Raw genomic sequence first — 19019 nt, forward strand, 5'->3', positions numbered from 1 at the left:
GGAACGCGCATGACACAGCCAGCCCGGCGGCGGGGACGCTCCAACGTCGCGAAGTTCTGGATCGGGGTGGCGCTGTGCCTCCCCGCGCTCTTCCTCGCTGGTGTGCTGGTGTCGCTCCCCAGCACCGTGGGCGGCGCAGTGAACCTGCCGAGCGGGCTCAGCTCCCTTGCCACCTTCGGGATGAGCGTCGGCCTGCTGGCCACGGCGGTCCTGGGACTCGTGCGGGAGGGGACGCGGTTCGTCGTGGTCGGGATGCTGGCGGGTCTGGCGATCCTGTTCGTCCTGGCCGCCGGTGCGTGCATCGTCCTGCTGACAGGGCTGAGCAACCCGAACTCCTGATCCGTCAGTGTCCGGCAGCCTTGGCTGCGGCCCGGTCGCTGAGGCGGCGGTGACCGGTCGCCTGCCCCTGGATGACGGCGCGGGCCACGGGCGGTGCGTAGCGCAGCAGGCGCCAGGTGACGTGCGCGAGGAACCCCACCGGGATGATCGCCTTGTTCGCCGCGAGGCCCTCGACGGCCGCCCTCGCGGTCTGCTCCGCCGTGAGGAACCTCGGCTGCAGCAGCCGGACCCGTGCGCGGACGCTGCTGCCGCCGAGGCTGGCGGGCGCGGCATACACCTCGTCGAGCAGCGGGGTGTCGACGAAGCCCGGGCACAGCACGCTGACCTGCACGCCCTGGCTCGCGGCCTCGGCGCGCAGCGCCGTCGAGAGCCCCACCACCGCGTGCTTGGTGGTCGTGTAGGGCAGCATCGCCGGAGCCGGGATCAGCCCGGCGAGCGAGGCGGTGTTGAGGATGTGCCCGCTGCCCTGCGGGCGCATCACCTCGTAGGCCGCCGTGACGCCGTGGATCACGCCGCGCAGGTTGACGTCGAGGGCCTTGGACCAGTGCCGCTCGTCGAGCTCCTCGAGCAGGCCACCGATGGCGACGCCGGCGTTGTTGACCATCACGTCGAGACGGCCGTGCTCGGCGGCGACGCTCCTGACCAGGGCCGTGACGGCGGCCGCATCCGCGACGTCGAGCGTGGCCGCGCTGGCCAACGGGCCCAGCTTCTCTGCGGCTCGCACCGCGCCGGCTCCGTCGAGGTCGGCCACCACGACGTGGCTGCCGCGGGCGACGAGCTCCGCCGCGATGGCGCGACCGATGCCGGAGGCAGCGCCCGTGACGATTGACACCTGGGGCTCAAACGCCTTGCGCATCAACGGATTCCTTCGGGGTGCTGGTGGGTGTGGTGGCCGGGGCGGCGGTCGCCACGGTGGTCGGGGCGGTCGCCACGGTGGTCGGGGCGGTCGCCGTGGTGGTGGCCGCGGGGTGACGGGCCACCGGCGCGAACTGGGAGTCGTCGAGCCGGCGGGTGCGCAGCCAGTATCCGACGGTCGAGCCCGGCCAGAGGGCGGTGTTGTGGCCGAACCTGTCGAGGTACCAGCTGCGGCACCCAGTGGCCCAGATGGTGTGGCGGGAGCGCCGCACCATCTCGTTCGTGAAGGCGTCCTGGGCCCGCTGGGTGGCGACCCGCGGGCCGGTCCGGCCCCGGTCGAGGGCCTTCAGCACGTAGTCGGTCGCGAACTCGATCATCGTCACGACACTGTTGTGGCCGAGCCCGGTGTTGGGGCCCAGGAGGAGGTAGAGCTCGGGGAAGCCGGCCACGGTGATGCCGAGGTTGGTGTGCATCCCGCCGCTCCAGGCGTCGGCGAGCGAGCGACCGCCGAGACCGCGGATGTCGATGCGGTCGGTGCTGCCGCTCACGTCGAACCCGGTGCCGAGGACGAGGACGTCCAGCTCGTGCCGGGTGCCGTCAGCCGTGACGACAGCGTCGGGCTCGACCCGCACGATCGGGTCGGTCACGAGGCTGACGTCGGTGCGCGCGAAGGTCGGCCAGTAGTCGTTGGACAGCAGGATCCGCTTGCAGCCGATCCGGTAGTCGGGGGTCAGGGCGGCCCTCGTGACGGGGTCGGGCACCGCGGCCGCCAGCTCCCGCAGCGCGATCCGCTCGACGAACCGCGCCAGCCCCGGGAGCCGCACGAACAGGGGCGCCCGCGCTTCCAGCGACCAGTACGTGCGCCACCGCACGAGGCGCTGGAGCGCCGGCCACCTCGCGAAGAGCCGTTGCCGCGAGGGGCTCCACTCCTGGTCGTGCTTGGTCATCGTCCACGCCGCGGATCGTTGGAAGACGGTCGTGTGGGCCGCCACCGGCGCGACCTCGGGGACCAGCTGCACGGCGCTCGCCCCGGTGCCGACGACACCGACCCGCCGGCCGGTCAGCTCGGTGCCCTCGGGCCACCGCGCGGTGTGGGCGAGCTCCCCGGCGAACGACGCGAGCCCGTCGAGGTCGGGCAGCTTCGGCTCGTGCAGCGCCCCGGCACCGAGGACCAGGGCGTCGCAGGTCCACCGTCGCCCGTCGCCGGCCGTGAGGGTCCAGCGCCCGGTCGCCTCGTCGAACTCGGCCGCGCGCAGGTCGGCACCGAACTCGATCCGGTCGCGCACGGCATACCGGTCGGCGACCCGGCGCAGGTAGGACCAGATCTCGCCGGCGGTCGCGAAGTCGCGTGACCACCCGGGGTACTGGGCGAACGAGAACGAGTAGAGCCGCGACGGCACGTCGCAGGCGCAGCCGGGGTAGCGGTTGTCGCGCCACGTGCCGCCGACCTCGTCGGCCTTCTCCAGGACGACGTAGTCGTGGTCGCCGCGCTGGGCGAGACGGATCGCCATGCCCAGCCCGGAGAACCCGGTGCCGACGATGACCACCCGGTGGTGAGGTGTCGCCATGGCGCCAACTTACCATCAGTAAGTTCGGCCGCACCCGGGGTAGAGTTGCCGCGTGCCGCCGAGTCCCCAGCAGCCCCTCGCCCCTCCCGCACCGCGCGTGCGCATGCCGCGTGCCCAGCGCGAGGAGCAGATCCTGCGGGTCGCCGAGGAGGTCTTCGCGGAGCGCGGTTTCCAGGCGACCACCATGGAGGACATCGCCGAACGGGTGGGGGTCACCAAGCCCCTGATCTACGAGTACTTCGGCTCCAAGGAGGGCCTGCTCTCCGCCTGCATCACCCGAGCGCGCACCCAGCTGAGGGTGGCCACCGAGGCAGCCTGGCAGGAGGTCGGCAGTGCGGCACCGCTCGAGGTGGTCTTCCGCGCCGGCGTCCGCGCGTTCTTCGAGTTCATCGACGAGCACGCCAACGCCTTCGTGCTGATCCAGCAGGAGGGCGCCGTCGCCTCGCAGGCCAGCCCGCTCATCGAGAGCATCCGCGAGCAGCAGTCGGCGGCCACCATGGCCACCTTCCGCAAGGCACCGGCCCTCGCCGGCGTGCCCGACCCGCAGCTCGAGGGCTACGTCGAGGTCATCATCGGCGCTTGCGAGCGGGTCGCCGTGTGGCGCACCCGCAGGCCCGGCGTCTCGACGCAGGAGGCGACCGACATCGTCGTGTCGACCGTGTGGACCGGTCTCGACGCCCTGCTCCCCCGCGGCTGAGTCAGTCGGCGACAGGCGCGTCGCGAGGCGTCGTCGGCGCGGCCGCGGAGAGCGCGATCCCGTCGAGGATGTCGTGCTCCGACGTGATCACCCGATGGACACCCACACGGTCCAGCCGGCGCACCACCTCGTGCCAGACCAGGGCCCCGGCCCCGATGACGTCGACCCGGCCGGGGTGCATGAACCCCAGGGCAGCCCGCTCCGCGCGGGTCAGGTGCAGCAGCGACTCGCAGGCCCGCAGCACGTCCTGCGACCCGAGCTCGGTGAGGTGGATCCGCGCGGGGTCGTAGGCGGCCAGCCCGAGAGCGTGGGCCGTGATCGTCGTGACGCTGCCGGCCAGGCCGACCAACGCCCCGACCCCGGCGAAGTCGACCACCTGGGCGGCACTGTCGATCGCGGCGTTGATGTCGCGGACCGCCGCGGCGATCTCCGCGTGCGTCGGCGGGTCGGACTGCAGGTGCCGCTCGGTCATCCGCACACACCCGATGTCGACCGAGCGCGCCGCCTCGACCGACTCGGTGCCGCGGACGAACTCGGTCGACCCACCACCGAGGTCCACCACCAGATAGGGGCCGGGTATGCCGCGCGCCCGCAGCTCACCCGTGGCGCCGCGGAAGGAGAGCGCTGCCTCCTCGTCGCCCGAGATGACCTCGGGCGCGATCCCGTAGTGGGCGAAGGCTTCCCGCACCCCGACCACGAACTCGTCGGCGTTCGAGGCGTCCCGTGAGGCGGAGGTGGCCACGAACCGGACACCGGTCGCTCCGAGCTCGCGGCACTGCGCGGCATACTCACCCGCCATCGCCAGCGTGCGCTCCATCGCGACGGGGTCGATCCGTCCGGTGCGGTCGACGCCGTAGCCGAGCCGCACCACCTCCATGCGACGCACGACGTCGACGAGCGTGCCACCCTCGGGGTCGACGTCGGCGACCAGCAGGCGGATCGAGTTCGTGCCGCAGTCGACGGCCCCGACGCGGGTCACCGCACCCATGCCGCGCTCAGTCCTCGCCGTCGGTGCCGGGGTCGGGCACGCAGGATCCCGACGCCCACCAGTCGTCGAGCAGGGCCAGGGCCTCGTCGCCGAGCGGGTTGACCCCGGGCCCGGCCGCGAGCGAGTGGCCCACCAGCACGTGGAGGCACTTGACGCGGGTGGGCATGCCACCGGCGGAGATGCCCTCGATCTCCGCGACGTGACCGAGCTCCGCGCGGCGGGTCAGGTAGTCCTGGTGCGCCGCGGCGTAGGCGGCGGCAAGCTCCGGGTCGTCGGCGAGACGGTCGCTCATCTGCTTCATCAGCCCGGTGGACTCGAGCGTCGAGATCGCCCCGGTGAGCTTGGGACAGGTCGCGTAGAAGGTCGTGGGGAACGGCGTGCCGTCGGGCAGGCGTGGCTCGGTCTTGAGCACGTCGGGGTGCCCGCACGGGCAGCGGTGGGCGACGGCGGCGACGCCGCGCGCCACCCGACCCAGCTGGGCCTGCACGGCGTGGAGGTCGGCCTGGGTCGGCTGGTCGCTCACTTGGCCGGGGTGCCGGAGGTCGTGCCGCCGCTGGTGCCGGACGCCGGGCCGGACGTCGTGCCGGTGCTGGCGCCAGTCGTCGGGCCCGCGTCGGCGACCTGCACCGACTCCCACAGCTGGCCGTACCAGGGGTGGTCGCTCGAGGCGGCCGGCGCCGTGGCCACCCCGGGCAGTGCCTTGGCCGAGGGCTTGCCGTCGATCACGGTGTAGGACTTCTCGCCGACCTTGACGAACTTGAGCCGCTCGCGAGCCTGCTGCATCACGTAGGCCTCGTCGTTCCAGCGGGCCTGCTCCTTCTGCAGGTCGCTGACGCCCTGGCGCTGCTCGGTGACCTGACCGCGCAGGGCGTCGATCTCACCCTGCTGGCGCAGGTAGGACCGCAGGGTCGGGACGAGCGTGACGGCCAGGAGCACGAAGATCGAGGCGAGCACGACGACCCGCATCACCCCACGCGAGCTGCGCCGCTCGGGCGGGACCGGCGACCCGGCCACCTTGCGGGCGGCTCCGGAGGCCGTGGCGCGAGAGCGCCCGGGGCCGGCCCCCGGGCGGGCCGACGCAGCGCGGGCCGTGCCGGGTCGCGCGGACCCGGTGCGGGCGGCAGGCGTCCGCGTCGACGTGGTGGAGCGCGTCGCGCCGCCACGCCCGGTGCCGGCACGGGTGGCAGGCGCGCTGGACCGCCGGACGGGCTTGTCCTGCCCGTCCGTGCCGTGTCCCGAGTCGGCCATCGTCTGTCCCTGCCGGCCCGCCGTCAGGCCCGCGCCACGAACCGCGGGAAGGCGCCGGCGCCGGCGTACACCGCGGCGTCGTCGAGCTCCTCCTCGATACGCAGCAGCTGGTTGTACTTGGCGACCCGCTCGGACCGAGCCGGCGCACCGGTCTTGATCTGGCCGCAGTTGGTCGCGACGGCGAGGTCGGCGATGGTGACGTCCTCGGTCTCGCCCGAGCGGTGGCTCATCATGCAGCGGTAGCCGCTGCGGTGGGCCAGGTCGACGGCGTCCAGGGTCTCGGTCAGCGAGCCGATCTGGTTGACCTTGACCAGGAGGGCGTTCGCGGTGCCCGACTCGATGCCGCGCAGCAGCCGCACCGGGTTCGTGACGAACAGGTCGTCGCCGACCAGCTGCACGCGGTCGCCGAGGCGGTCGGTCATGGCCTTCCAGCCGTCCCAGTCCTCCTCGTCGAGCGGGTCCTCGATGGACACGAGCGGGTAGGAGTCGACCAGCCCGGCGTAGTAGTCGACCATCTCGGCCGACGACTTGGCAGCGCCCTCGAACTGGTAGGTGCCATCGTTGTTGTGGAACTCGCTGGCGGCGACGTCGAGAGCCAATGCGATCTGGGTGCCGGCCTGGTAGCCGGCCTTCTCGATCGCCTCGAGGATGAGGTCGAGGGCCGCGCGGTTGGACTCGAGGTTCGGCGCGAAGCCACCCTCGTCGCCCAGCCCCGTGGCCAGCCCGCGCTCCTTCAGCACGGCCTTGAGCGCGTGGTAGACCTCCGCACCCCAGCGCAGGGCCTCGCGGAACGTCTCGGCGCCGATCGGCGCGATCATGAACTCCTGGACGTCGACGTTGGAGTCGGCGTGGCTGCCGCCGTTGAGGATGTTCATCATCGGCACGGGCAGGACGTGGGCGTTGGGTCCGCCGAGGTAGCGGAACAGCGGCAGGCCGGCCGACTCCGCGGCCGCCTTGGCCACGGCGAGCGATACGCCGAGGATGGCGTTGGCGCCGAGCTTGGACTTGGTGGAGGTGCCGTCGAGGCCGAGCATCACGCCGTCGATGAGGCGCTGCTCGCTGGCTTCGTAACCGACGAGCTTGGGGTTGATCTCGTCGAGGACGGCGTCCACCGCCTGCTCGACACCCTTGCCGAGGTAGCGGTTCTTGTCGCCGTCACGGCGTTCGACGGCCTCGAAGGCACCCGTCGAGGCGCCGGAGGGGACGGCGGCCCGGGCGATGGTGCCGTCGTCGAGCGCCACCTCGACCTCCACGGTCGGGTTGCCGCGCGAGTCGAGGATCTCGCGAGCGCCTACTGCGTCAATGGTGGCCACAGACATCTCCATCGGATTGCTGAACAGACGGTGCCGGACAGATACGAACCGAGGCTACCCGCCCGCACCCCGCCGGGCGACGACCGACCCGCACCGTGGACGCACCCCCTCGAGCCGGCCCCGCGGCATACCTCCGGCTTGCGCCGGGGGTGGTCAGGCGAGCAGGCGTTGGTATGCCGTGGCGAGCGCGGCGCCCAGCCGCGCGTTGTGGCGCACGAGGGCGATGTTGGTCTCGAGGCTGGCACCGCCGGACAGCTCGACGATCCGGCCCAGCAGGAAGGGGGTGATGTCCTTGCCGTGGATGCCACGCTCGTCGCACTCGGCGAGCGCCTGGTCGATGAGCACCCCGATCTCGGCTGCCGGGATCTCGTCCTCGGCGGGCACCGGGTTGGTGACGGCGATGCCGCCAGAGAGTCCCAGCGACCACTTGGCGCGCATCATCGCCGCGAGGTCGTCTGCGCCGTCCAGCCGCATCGGCGCGGGGTGGCCGCTCTCGCGCGAGTAGAAGGACGGGAACTCGTCGGAGCCGACGACCACGACCGGCACCCCGAGGGTCTCCAGCGACTCGAGGGTCAGGCCGATGTCGAGGATCGACTTCACCCCCGCGCTGATCACGGCCACGTCGGTCTGGCCCAGCTCGGTCAGGTCGGCCGAGATGTCGAAACTCGTCTCCGCCCCCCGGTGCACCCCGCCGAGGCCACCGGTCACGAACACCCGGATCCCGGCCAGGGCCGCGAGCCGCATCGTGCTGGCCACCGTCGTGGCGCCGTGCGCCTTCCGGGCGATGACGTAGGGCAGGTCGCGAATGCTCACCTTGGCGACGTCGGGGTGCGTCGCGAGGGTCTCGAGCTCGTCGCGGGTGAGGCCGACCCGCGGCACGCCGTCGAGCACCGCGATCGTGGCCGGCACGGCACCACCGTCACGGATGATCTGCTCGACCTCGAGCGCCATCTCGACGTTGCGGGGGTAGGGCATGCCGTGGCTGATGATCGTGCTCTCGAGCGCCACCACCGGGTGGCCTGCGGCGAGCGCCTCCGCCACCTCGGTCGTGAGCTGGAGCGAAGGGTGCGGGGTGGTCATGCGTTCTCCTTGGTGTCGCTGTGGGTCGTTGCCTTGCGGAGCTCGGCGTCGATGAGTCGGGGAGTCAGGTCAGGTCGGACGGTCTCGGGGCTGGCGACGGTGAGCGCGGCTGCCATCTGGCCGAACCGGGCTGCGTCGACTGCGCTGTCGCCACGCATGAGGGCGTGGACGAACGCGGCGGTCATCGCGTCGCCCGCCCCGGTGACGTCGACGGCGGTGACGGGCGGGGCGGGCAGGGTGACCACGGTGGCGCGTCCGCTGTCACCGAGGCTGCTCAGCAGGCTCCCCCTGGTGCCACGGCGGACCCAGACGTTCCGGACGCCCACGTCGTGCAGCCGGCGGGCTGCCCGGGCGATGGCCACCCGGGTCTGGGCCACCGGTTCGCCGACGATGGCCGACAGCTCGTCGAGGTTGGGGGTGAGGGCCAGCACCGGTCGCTGCGGTGAGAGGAGGGCGGCGAGCGGTCGCGCCTTGGCGACGCTGACCGGGTCGAGCACCACCGGCACCTCGACCGCCGCGGCGAAGTCGAGCAGCCAGGCGGCCGGCGCCTCGGGGATGTTGCCGTCGAGGACGAGCAGCGTCGCGTGGCTGAGCAGGTCGCGCGAGCCCATCAGCTGCCGCACGGTCAGCCGGTCGGTGGCCCGCATGTTCGACACCGCCACCACCAGCTCGCCGCTGGCGTCCAGCACCGCCAGGTAGGTGCCGGTCGGGTCGTCCGAGGCGATCAGGTGGTCGACGACGACGCCGGCAGCGCGGGTCGCCGCCACGATCTCGTCGCCGAAGGAGTCGCCACCCACGGGGGCCACCAGGTGGGTCGGGCTGCCGAGCCTGGCGAGGTTCTCCGCGATGTTGCGCCCGACGCCGCCCGGCGTGCTCATGGCCACGCCGGGGTTCGAGGTGTGCAGCTCGATCGGGTGGTTCGAGTGGGCCTTGATGTCCATGTTCGCGCCCCCCACCACGACGACGGAGTGCGCGTCAGGGCGGACGATGTAGCCGCGACCGAGGATGGCGCCCTTCCTGGTGAGGTTCGACAGGTGCACCGACACGGCTGCCTTGGTCGACCCGAGCCGTTCCGCGAGCGCGGCGGCGTCGAGGAGGGGCTGGGCACGGAGCAGGTCGACGATGTCCCGCTCACGATCGGTGAGGCTCATGCTTGGAACTCTAAAGGCACTTGGAATTCCAAAACAAGAGGTTCAGGGCAGAAGATCGACGCACCACCACTTCCCTCGGCCTCCGGGCGCCAACACGGGTCCGATGCACCAGCGGTGCACCGGACCCGTGGCCCCCGTCAGGCGGGTCGTGGGGGCCTACGCGGTGGCGTGGCCGTGGGCCTGGCTGTGGGTGCGGCGCGAGAACGCCGCGGCACCCGCACCGGCGAGGGCGAGACCGGCGAGCAGTCCGGCGCCCAGCTGGAGCACCTCGACCCCGTTGTCGTCGGTCGGGTTGGTCAGGGTCGGCCGGCCGCCGCCCGACGACGGACCCTCGTAGCAGTTGACCGAGCAGTGCTGGTCCGCCCAGTCACCGTTCCCCGGGACCTGACGGGCGCTGGCCGGTCCGGCCATCGAGAGGGCGACGAGTCCGGTGGCTCCGAGGATGGTGGCCGACCGGCGGATGGTGGTGGTGTGCGACATGGTCCTGGTCCTTTGCTCGAGCTGGTGGTTGGTGCCGGACGGGTTGTCCACGACCGTTGTCGCACCGACCGGTACCGGGACAGCGCCGAGCGGGTATCAGCCGGGTATCAGGGCCGTTGACGGGGTGCCGGCGGAGGGTCACATTCGAGGTGTGCGCATCGCCGTGCTGGGCCCCCTCGAGGTCGACGAGGGACGGATCCTGCTGGCGCCGCGGGACCAGGTGGTCCTCGAGGCACTGGCCGCCCGCCCCGGTGACACCGTGCGGGCCGAAGCGATCGCGGAGGCCCTCTGGGGTGAGCACCTGCCCCCGTCCTGGCCCAAGGTCGTCCAGGGCTGTGTCTCCCGTCTGCGCAAGGTGCTCGGGTCCGCTGCGATCACGACCTCCAGCGCGGGCTACCGACTCGTGCTCCACCGCGACGACTTCGACCACCTCTGCTTCGAGGACCTGCTGCGTCGGGCCGGCGAGCTGCTCGCGACCGGTGAGCCGGAGCGGGCGCGCTACGCCAGTGGGCAGGCGCTCGGCCTGTGGCGCGGCGACCCGCTGGAGCGGCTGACCGAGTGGGAGGCCGGGCGGATCGAGTCGGAGCGGCTCGGCGAGCGCCGCCGCGATGCAGAGGACCTGTATGCCGAGTCGGCCATCCGCGCCGGGCGGCACCGCGACGTGCTCGGCGAGCTCCACCGCATGGTGGCCCAACAGCCCACCCGCGAACGCCGCTGGGGGCTGCTGGCCCTCGCGCAGTACCAGGCGGGCCGTCAGGCGGAGGCCCTCGGCACGCTCCAGCGCGCCCGGGCCACCCTGGTCAACGACTTCGGGCTCGACCCCGGACCCCAGCTCGCTGAGCTCGAGGAGGCGATCCTTCGTCAGGACCCCGCGCTCGTCACGCTGGGGGCCGCGCCCGCGACGGACGCGATCTGTCCCTACCTCGGACTGGTCGCCTACGACGTCGGTGACGCACCGGCATACTTCGGCCGCGAAGCGGACGTCGCCGCCTGCCTGGACCGCCTCGACGAGGCCGGCGTCCTCGCCGTGGTCGGACCGTCGGGGTGCGGCAAGTCCTCGCTCGTCCGCGCAGGCGTCGCCGCCGCACTGGCGCGCGACGGCCGGGCGGTGCGGGTCGTGACCCCCGGGGCCCATCCGGAGGAGGTGCCGTCGCAGGCGCCACCCGGCGACGACGGGGTGTTCGTCATCGACCAGTGCGAGGAGGCCCTGGCCCTCCCGGAGAGCTCCCCGGAGCGGGAGGCGTTCTTCGCCGGACTGGTCCGGTTCGCGGCCCGGGGTCGGCTGGTCCTCTCGCTGCGCGCCGACCGTCTCGGCGAGCTCGCCGTCCACCCCGAGTTCGCCCACCTGGTCGAGAAGGGGCTCTACCTCCTCGGCGCGATGGGTCCGGCCGAGCTGCGCAGCGCCATCGAGGGTCCCGCGGCGCAGGCCGGGCTGCGGCTCGAGCCCGGGCTGGTCGACCTCCTCGTGCGGGACGTCGAGGGCTCGCCAGGAGCGTTGCCCCTGCTGTCCCACGTGTTGCGCCAGACGTGGCGTCGCCGCGAGGGCGACACCCTCACCGTCGAGGGGTATGCCGCGACAGGCGGAGTGCGCGAAGCGGTCGCCCAGTCCGCCGAGCGGCTCTACCGCGGGCTGAGCCCCAGCCAGCAGGGCATGCTCCGTGACCTGATGGTGCGCCTGGTCTCGTCGGACGACGCGGGTGAGCCCGTGCGCACGCGGGTGTCGCGACGCGCCCTCACGTCGGACGACGAGCACACCGCCGTCGTCGAGGCGCTCGTCGGGGCCCGCCTCGTGAGCAGCGACGGCGACACGGTGGAGATCGCGCACGAGTCCCTGGCGGTCGCCTGGCCCCGGCTGCGCTCGTGGTTGGACGACGACGTCGACGGGCTCCGGACCATGCGGCACCTCACCGTGGCCGCCGAGAGCTGGGACGAGCTGGGACGGCCCGACAGCGAGCTCTACCGCGGGGTCCGGCAGGCCCGGGCCGCCGAGTGGCGGCGCAGCCACGATCCCGAGCTCACCCCCGCGGAACGAGCCTTCCTCGACACCTCGGCCGAGCTGGCCGAGTCCGAACAGCGGGCCACTGAGGAGCAGGTCCGTAGGGAACGTCGCTCGAACCAGCGGCTCAGGACGGGGCTCGCCGCGGTCGCGGTGCTGCTCGCGGTGTCGATCGTCGCGGGGGCGCTGGCCAAGACCTCTGCCGACCGCGCCGACCGACAGTCGCTGGTGGCCGACGCCCGTCGGCTCAGTGCGGAAGCGCTTCGATCCACCGAGATCGACCGCTCGCTGCTGCTCGCCACGGCCAGCACTGACCTGGACGACTCCGCCGACACCCGGTTCGCACTGGCGCAGGTGCTCGACCGGGCACCCCAGCTGATCGGCGCCGCCCGGAACAAGGGTGGGTTCATCTCGCTGTCCCTGCACCCGGACGGCACGACCATCGCGGCTGCCGACCCGTTGGGGGGAGTGACGATCCGCGACGCGACCACGCTGGCCGAGGTGGCCCGCAACGACGAGGTCACCACCCGGTCGGTCCGCTTCAGCCCTGACGGCACCCAGCTCGCGGCCAGCGCCAATCCCTGGACTCCCACGGGAGCACGACCCGTGCATGCCATTCCCTTGCGCCTGTTGGACCCGCGGACGGCCAAGCTGTTGCCGACCCAGCTCGGTGACATGCCGGCGGGGCGAGTGCTCCACGAGAGCTTTGCCTACAGCGCCAACGGAAAGTGGCTTGCCGCTGGCTTCATCCACCCTCGCGAGGCGGATGGCAGGACGGTCTTCCGGGTGTGGGAGACAGCGCACCTCAGCACACCGGTCGCCGCGTTCTCCGTCCCGTTCGTCCTCGGCACCCCGCCCGTGGTCAGTGCCGACGGTCGACGGGTCCTCGTCACCTCCGACGACGCTGCCCATGTCTTCGAGTCCTCGTCGGGACGAGAGCTGGCTTCCGTCCGGGCCGAGCGGCCGGAGGGGTTCGCGTCGAGCCAGGACGGGTCGCTGCTGGCGATTCGCGACGGCAACCAGATCCGGGTCCTCGACCCTGCGCGGCTCACCACGGTGTCCACCCTGCGCGAGGACGGACAGATCGACCACCCGATCGCCTTCGACCCCGAGGGAAAACGGGTGGCCTACGTCGTCGACGGCACGACGGTCGTGCGCACCCTGGGCGCGCCCGACCTCCCGGGGGTGCGCTACCCGACAGGCGACCAGACAGCAGCGGCGTCGCTGGTCTTCGGACGGAGCGGGACGACGCTCTATGGCGGGCGCGCGGACGGGCTCCTGCTGGCCTGGGACCTCGAGGGTGACCGCCGATACGTCCCCGTGCGCGCCTCGGTGGAGCACGACCTCGCCGGTGAGCCCCTCGTCGCAGCCGCGTCACCCGACGGCCGGACGGTCGCCCACTTCGTGCGCACCGCACGAGGGGACTCGCTCCAGCTCCGCGACGTGCCGGCCGGCACCCTGGCTCCGGCGACTCCCACCAGGCAGACGGAGGGGTGGTACGTCGGTCTGGCGTGGCGACCGGACAGCCGGGCGGTGGCCACGCTGCTCGATGACGAGTGGGTCAGGGTGTGGGCCCGCGACGGAGGAAACCTGCTCGAGGAGCACCGGGTGCCCGGAGACGGCGTCTTCGCGGCTGCCTTCGGCGCCGATGGCTCCAGCCTGGTAGTTGGCACCAGGAACGGCTGGGTGAGGACGTTCGGAGTGGGCGGTCGGGCATCGGGCCCGGACATCCGCATCAGCACGCAGAAGCCGGCCGGTGCGGTGGCCGTGGCCAGGGACGGTCGGCACGCCCTCGCGACCACAGGCGAGCAGATCGTCCTCCTGGACCTCCACTCCGGCGAGGTGCAGCGCAGGGCCGACCTCGGTTTCGTGGCCGTGGGTCTCACCTGGTCACCGGACGGCCGGACCATCGCCGCCACTGGTGTCGCCCCTGCGCAGGCCTTCTTCGGGGCGACGGCCGCGCTCGACGCGGCCACCCTGGCCCCGATCTGGTCAGTGGTCGGGCCCCAGGCCGGCGGTGACTTCCCGACCTACTCCCCAGATGGCAGCCGGTTCACGACCGTCGGGGACGAACAGGTGCGGGTCTACGACCGGCGCAGCGGCCTGGTGGGGTCGTTGCGGTCCGAAGGGCTCGCGGCCGCGGCGTTCAGGGCGGACGGCTCGACCATCACGCTCGTGTCGTCGACCGGGCGGATCTCGACCTGGGACCCCGGGCCCGAGGCCGCCCGGAGGGCTGCTTGCCGGATCGCGGGGCGTGAGCTCAGCGACGACGAATGGCGCAAGTACCTCCCCGACCGGGAACGCCGCAAGGTCTGCTGAGCCTCTTGCGGTTCGTGCGGCCTGGGCGATTCGCGAGGATCGCCCCAGATCCGTTGCGACCAGCCGGTTTCGGCCCCACGAGCAGGGCGGTATCACGGCGGTAACACGGGAGTTGACGGCGAACCCGCACAGGTCGACCGTCAGTCGTATGGGTATCGGCGTCCTGGGACCCTTGGAGCTCGACGGGACGGAGTCCGCCCTCGGCCTCCGTGACCGGGTCGTGCTGCAGGCCCTCGCCGTGCGCCACGGGATGCCGGTCAGCCCCGACGCCCTTGCCGAGGCCCTGTGGGGCGATGACCCACCGACCTCGTGGACCAAGGTCGTGCAGGGCTGTGTCGTCCGGCTGCGCAAGGCGCTCGGCGCGGACGCCATCGAGACCTCGACGCAGGGCTACCGGCTCCAGGTCCACCGGGACCACCTCGACCACCTGCGCTTCGAGCACCTCCTGGCGCGGGCCCGCCGGCTGCAGGCGAGCGGAGAACCCGACCGCGCGGCATACCTGCTGCGTGAGGCCCTCGAGCTCTGGCGGGGCGAGCCACTGGCTGAGCTGGTCGACTGGGCGCCCGGTCGGGCGGAGGCCGAGCGGCTGGTGGAGCTGCGGCACGACGCGGAGGACCTGCTCACCGAGGTGCAGCTGCTGGCCGGGCACCACCGCGAGGCCATCGCGCCCGCGCTGCAGCTCGTCCACGAGGAGCCGATGCGCGAGCGACGGTGGGGACTGCTCGCCCTCGCGCAGTACCAGGGCGGACGTCAGGGCGACGCCCTGCACACCCTGCAGCAGGCGCGGCGGGTGCTGGTCGACGAGCTCGGGCTGGACCCCGGCGACGAGCTCGTGACGCTGGAGCGAGCCATCCTCAACCAGGACCCCTCGCTCGCCGTGGCCGCAGCCACCGCCGGGACGACGTCGGCCTGCCCCTACCTGGGGCTGGTGGCCTACGACGTCGCCGACGCACCGGCCTTCTTCGGCCGGGACGAGGTGACCGCAGCCTGCCTGCGCCGCCTCGACCAGGCCGGGGTGCTCGCGGTGGTGGGACCGTCGGGCTCCGGCAAGTCCTCCGTCGCCCGAGCCGGCATCGCAGCCGCCCTCGAGCGCGACGGCCGGGTCGTCCACGTGCTCACGCCGGGCAGTCGTCCGATGACGGCCCTCGGCCGCCTTGCGGCGCGTCCTGGCACGGTGCTCGTCGTCGACCAGTGTGAGGAGGCCCTCGCGGTCGACGAGGCGTCTGCGGAGCGGACCGAGTTCCTCGCGACGCTGGTCGAGCTCGCCCCGCAGCATCCCCTGGTGGTCACCCTGCGTGCGGACCGGCTCGGGGAGCTGGCTCCGCACCCCGAGTTCGCACGGCTCGTGGAGAGAGGCCTCTACCTCCTGGGCCCGATGACCGAACCGGACCTGCGACGGGCGATCGAGGGCCCGGCCGCGCAGGCGGGCCTGCGGCTCGAGCCAGGGCTGGTCGACCTCCTCGTGCGCGAGGTGGCCGGGGAGCCCGCTGCCCTCCCGCTGCTCTCCCACGTGCTGCGCCAGACCTGGCGCCACCGGGAGGGCGGCACCCTCACCGTCGAGGGGTATGCCGCCACCGGTGGCGTCCGCGAGGCGGTGGCGCAGTCCGCCGAAGGGGTGTTCCGCGCGCTGGACCACGAACACCAGGCGATGCTCCGCGACCTGATGCTGAGGCTGGTCACGCCGGACGAGGGCGGCGACCCGGTGCGCACGCGGGTCCCGCGGCGGTCGGTCACCGGGGACGAGGCCCACCTCGAGCTCGTCGAGCGGCTGGTCGCGGCTCGGCTGCTGGCCAGCGACGGCGACACCGTCGAGATCGCGCACGAGTCACTCGCGGTGGCGTGGCCGCGACTGCGGTCGTGGCTGGACGAGGACGTCGACGGGCTGCGCACGCTGCGCCACCTCACGGTCGCGGCCGAGAGCTGGGACGAGCTCGGCCGCCCCGACAGCGAGCTGTACCGCGGCGTGCGCCAGGCGCGGGCGGCCGAGTGGCACCAGCGGACCAACGCCTCCCTGACCGACACCGAACGCGACTTCCTGCACGAGTCGGCCCTCCTGGCCGACAAGGAGGAGCGCGCGACCGAGGCGCAGGTGCGACGGGAACGCCGACTGAACCAGCGCCTCCGGGGTGGGCTCGCAGCAGTCGCCGCCCTGCTCGCCGTCGCGATCATCGCCGGCGCCGTGGCGCTCGCCGCTCGCGAGCAGGCCGACCGTCTTGCGGCGACAGCATCTGGGCAGGCGCGCGCCGCGGACGCCCGTCGGCTCGGATCCGAGGCGCTACGCGCCACCGAGACCGACCGTTCGCTGCTGCTGGCTGCCGCAGGGGTGGGGCTGGACGACTCGCTGGACACGCGGACGAGCCTGTTGGCGACCCTCGACCGGACCCCGGCCCTCATCGGGAGCGCCCGGAGCGCCGGCCGGATCTACCACCTGGCGACCAACCCCGCGACGGACCAGGTGGCGGTCATGGCCGCGGACGGCGTCGGGCTCGAGCTCTACGACGGACGGACCCTCGGCCCCCTGCCTGCGCCGAAGAAGCTCGTCGGCGGCACCGTCGTCGCCAGGCCGGACGGCCAGGGTTATGCCATCTCGATCGCGGGCGACCTGGTGGAGGGCGGTCAGCCGCCCATCCTGCTGCTGGACCGGACCGGCGCCAGGTCTGCCGTCCAGCTCGGGGGTCTCCCGCCGCGCTACCAGGTCCTCGACCTGGGTTTCCCCCGCCGCTGGTACCTCGGCTTCTCCCCGACCAGCCGCTGGTTTGCCACGTCCCTGGTCCGCATGCCGGAGGACGGCAAGACGCTGACGTTCGTCTGGGACCTCCACTCCCCGGAACGACCGGCGGCCAGGCTCGAGCTCGGGTGGGTCGGCAGCGCTGCCACCATCAGCCCCGACGGGCGCACGCTCTACTCAGGTGCCTACGGCCTGGACCTCGTGCCCGGTGGCAAGGGCCAGCTGCTCGTCACCAACCTCCCCACCGGTACGACGCGTCGCGCCCTGGACCCCGCCGACCTCGCCGTTCGCCAGCTCGACGACGTGCTGGCACAGAGCCCGGACGGGCGCACCCTCGCCGTCGGGGCCGGCGTCGAGGTCGTCCTGGTGGACACCGCCACGCTGAAGCCGCGCGCGCATCTCTCCGGACAGGGCGCGACGCAGGCACTGGCGTTCTCGGCGGACGGCACCCAACTGGCCGCGAGCGGCGACCGCCTGACAGTGTGGGACCTCAGCGCCGACGACCCGGTCGTGGTCCTCAGCCAGGTCGGAGAGGTCGAGGACCCGGCGTTCAGCCGCGACGGGAGGACGCTCTACACGAAGACCGTCGCCGGTCTGGTCCAGGCGTGGGACCTCAGCGGCGACCGACGGTTCCTCCCCGCCCGGCGTGGTCAGCACCTGGACTGGCCGGACTACTGGCCCAAGTTCTCCCCGGATCGGTCGAAGGTCGCCTACGTGGCCAACGGACCCAAGCTCCGCATCCGCGACGTCGCCACCGGCCGGCTCGGTCCGGAGGTCGCACCGAAGGCCATGGCACAGGGGAGCTACAACGATGTCGCGTGGCACCCGGACAGCACCATCGTCAGCATGACGTCGGGAGACCCGTGGGTCCGGACCTGGGACGCCACCACCGCCCGGGAGCTGGCTGCCCGGAGAATCGCCCCCGCCGCCTCCGACGAGTCCGCTGCCGCCTCCTACTTCAGCCGCGACGGGAAGTACCTGCTCGTCGGCACCACCGAGGGTCGGATCCACGTCCTCGACGCCCGCACCCTGGTCCCCGCCCGTCAGCCGATCCAGGTGCACGAGGTGAAGGCCGGCGAGCCTGAGGCGGACGACGTCTGGAGCTTCGTCGCGAGCGGCGACGGCCACACGGCATACCTCAACGACGCGATCGTGGACTACGTCGCGGGGACCGTCCGACCCATGCCGGACCTCGGCTTCCCGGTCGTGGACCTCTACCCGTCGCCCGACGGGAAGCGCCTCATCGTCGGCACCGGCCCCACCGGTACCGGGCTCCTCGACGCGACCACCATGCGCTGGATCTCCCGGCCCAGTGCCGCCCAGGCCGGGCTCGTTGGATACTTCTCGACCACGTGGAGCGACGACGGGACCTTGGTGGCCAGTGTCAACGAGGACGGCCGGGTGACCTACTGGGACGGGCGCACTGGTGATCTTCGGGGCACCACCACGGCAGTCCCCGGAGGCGACCCGGCCTTCTCGCCGGATGACCAGCGGCTCCTCGTCGCCGCCGACGATTCCGTCCTCACCTGGGACCTCGACCCCCGCTCGTGGGTGGCAGCAGCCTGTCGGCGAGCTGGCCGTCCCCTGACCGAGCAGGAGTGGCACAACTACCTGCCCGACCGTCCGTTCGAGCCGGTCTGCGCGTCCTGAACCCCTGCGCATCCCCGCACGGAGTGCCCCGACGGTGACGGAGCGGGTGCGATGCCCTGGGGGCAGAATGCCCGTGTGGCGCTTGCCGTCTGCCTGCTCTTCGACCCGGAGACCGACCGGGCCGTCCGCCGGCTGTGGGCGGCCCTCGAGGAGGCCGGCATCGGGACGTTGCTGAGCCACACCCACCGGCGCCACGTGCCGCACCTCTCGTATGCCGTGTTGCGCAGCTTCGACGCCGAGGTGGTCGCCACGGCCGTCGAGGGGCTGGTGGGCGGCCCTGCGCTGGAGGTGCGGTTCAACGCCGTCGGCCTGTTCCCCCGTGGCCGGGCCGCTCTGCTGCTGCCGGCCACCCAGCCGCTGCTCATGCGGCAGCAGGCCGTGGTCGACGCGGTCACCGGCACTGGTGCGGACCTGCACTGGCACTACCGCCCCGGCCGGTGGATCCCGCACTGCAGCCTCACCACGGGGACCCACCAGGACCTGCTGGCCACGGCAGCGGTGCGCGCCTTCGACGTCCTGCCCCTGGAGGGCACTGCCGTCAGTGCCGCCCTCATCGACAGCGGCACCGGCCGGCGCTGGCCCCTCGTCAACCTGCCGTGAGACCCGT

The 19019-nt window shown here is 72.8% G+C and carries 14 protein-coding genes; 5 read left to right on the forward strand and 9 right to left on the reverse strand.

Features of this window, described 5'->3' with window-relative positions; all coding sequences use genetic code 11:
* The first annotated feature begins 9 nt into the window (after positions 1 to 9).
* A complete protein-coding gene (locus tag ABD262_RS09605) occupies positions 10 to 339 on the forward strand; it encodes a hypothetical protein (RefSeq protein WP_344134800.1) in 330 nt (109 codons plus the stop codon).
* Between the two features lie 4 nt (positions 340 to 343).
* Here the strand turns inward: ABD262_RS09605 and ABD262_RS09610 are convergent, their stop codons facing one another.
* Positions 344 to 1195, reverse strand: coding sequence for an SDR family NAD(P)-dependent oxidoreductase (locus ABD262_RS09610; RefSeq protein ID WP_344134803.1), 852 nt, complete (start codon positions 1193 to 1195; stop codon positions 344 to 346).
* Entirely contained in the window at positions 1179 to 2762 is a 1584-nt protein-coding gene (locus tag ABD262_RS09615; protein WP_344134806.1) for a flavin-containing monooxygenase, read from the reverse strand. Before ABD262_RS09615 ends, ABD262_RS09610 begins: the two co-directional genes overlap by 17 nt.
* 52 nt (positions 2763 to 2814) lie before the next feature.
* Here ABD262_RS09615 and ABD262_RS09620 point away from each other — a divergent pair, with 52 nt between their 5' ends.
* Positions 2815 to 3459 (forward strand): TetR/AcrR family transcriptional regulator, encoded by a 645-nt coding sequence (locus tag ABD262_RS09620; protein ID WP_344134809.1) that lies wholly within the window; start codon positions 2815 to 2817, stop codon positions 3457 to 3459.
* Between the two features lies 1 nt (position 3460).
* On the opposite strand, the gene ABD262_RS09625 is transcribed toward ABD262_RS09620, so the two are convergent.
* From ABD262_RS09625 to ABD262_RS09655, 7 genes are all read right to left on the reverse strand, one after another.
* Positions 3461 to 4438 (reverse strand): Ppx/GppA phosphatase family protein, encoded by a 978-nt coding sequence (locus ABD262_RS09625; protein WP_344135351.1) that lies wholly within the window; start codon positions 4436 to 4438, stop codon positions 3461 to 3463.
* 16 nt (positions 4439 to 4454) lie between these two features.
* Positions 4455 to 4970 carry a DUF501 domain-containing protein gene (locus tag ABD262_RS09630; RefSeq protein ID WP_344134812.1) on the reverse strand — a complete coding sequence of 172 codons (516 nt, stop codon included), beginning with the start codon at positions 4968 to 4970 and terminating at the stop codon, positions 4455 to 4457.
* Positions 4967 to 5695: an FtsB family cell division protein gene (locus ABD262_RS09635; RefSeq protein ID WP_344134815.1), complete on the reverse strand. Its 729-nt coding sequence runs from the start codon at positions 5693 to 5695 to the stop codon at positions 4967 to 4969. Before ABD262_RS09635 ends, ABD262_RS09630 begins: the two co-directional genes overlap by 4 nt.
* Before the next feature lie 23 nt (positions 5696 to 5718).
* Positions 5719 to 7008, reverse strand: a complete 1290-nt coding sequence (gene eno, locus ABD262_RS09640) for a phosphopyruvate hydratase (RefSeq protein ID WP_344134818.1) — start codon at positions 7006 to 7008, stop codon at positions 5719 to 5721.
* 153 nt (positions 7009 to 7161) lie between these two features.
* Positions 7162 to 8088: a pseudouridine-5'-phosphate glycosidase gene (locus ABD262_RS09645; RefSeq protein ID WP_344134821.1), complete on the reverse strand. Its 927-nt coding sequence runs from the start codon at positions 8086 to 8088 to the stop codon at positions 7162 to 7164.
* The gene (locus ABD262_RS09650) at positions 8085 to 9239 is read right to left on the reverse strand and encodes a PfkB family carbohydrate kinase (protein WP_344134824.1); all 1155 of its coding nucleotides are present in this window, start codon (positions 9237 to 9239) and stop codon (positions 8085 to 8087) included. The genes ABD262_RS09645 and ABD262_RS09650 overlap by 4 nt, the downstream gene beginning before the upstream one ends.
* A gap of 156 nt (positions 9240 to 9395) precedes the next feature.
* Entirely contained in the window at positions 9396 to 9719 is a 324-nt protein-coding gene (locus ABD262_RS09655) for a hypothetical protein (RefSeq protein ID WP_344134826.1), read from the reverse strand.
* A 151-nt stretch (positions 9720 to 9870) separates the two neighbouring features.
* On the opposite strand from ABD262_RS09655, the gene ABD262_RS09660 reads away from it, so the two are divergent.
* From ABD262_RS09660 to ABD262_RS09670, 3 genes are all read left to right on the forward strand, one after another.
* Positions 9871 to 14034 carry an nSTAND1 domain-containing NTPase gene (locus ABD262_RS09660; protein WP_344134829.1) on the forward strand — a complete coding sequence of 1388 codons (4164 nt, stop codon included), beginning with the start codon at positions 9871 to 9873 and terminating at the stop codon, positions 14032 to 14034.
* 148 nt (positions 14035 to 14182) lie between these two features.
* The gene (locus ABD262_RS09665; RefSeq protein ID WP_344134832.1) at positions 14183 to 18412 is read left to right on the forward strand and encodes an nSTAND1 domain-containing NTPase; all 4230 of its coding nucleotides are present in this window, start codon (positions 14183 to 14185) and stop codon (positions 18410 to 18412) included.
* 75 nt (positions 18413 to 18487) lie between these two features.
* A complete protein-coding gene (locus ABD262_RS09670; protein ID WP_344134835.1) occupies positions 18488 to 19012 on the forward strand; it encodes a 2'-5' RNA ligase family protein in 525 nt (174 codons plus the stop codon).
* Positions 19013 to 19019: the final 7 nt, after the last annotated feature.

Source organism: Pedococcus bigeumensis (assembly GCF_039531795.1).
Classification (GTDB): Bacteria; Actinomycetota; Actinomycetes; order Actinomycetales; family Dermatophilaceae; genus Pedococcus; species Pedococcus bigeumensis.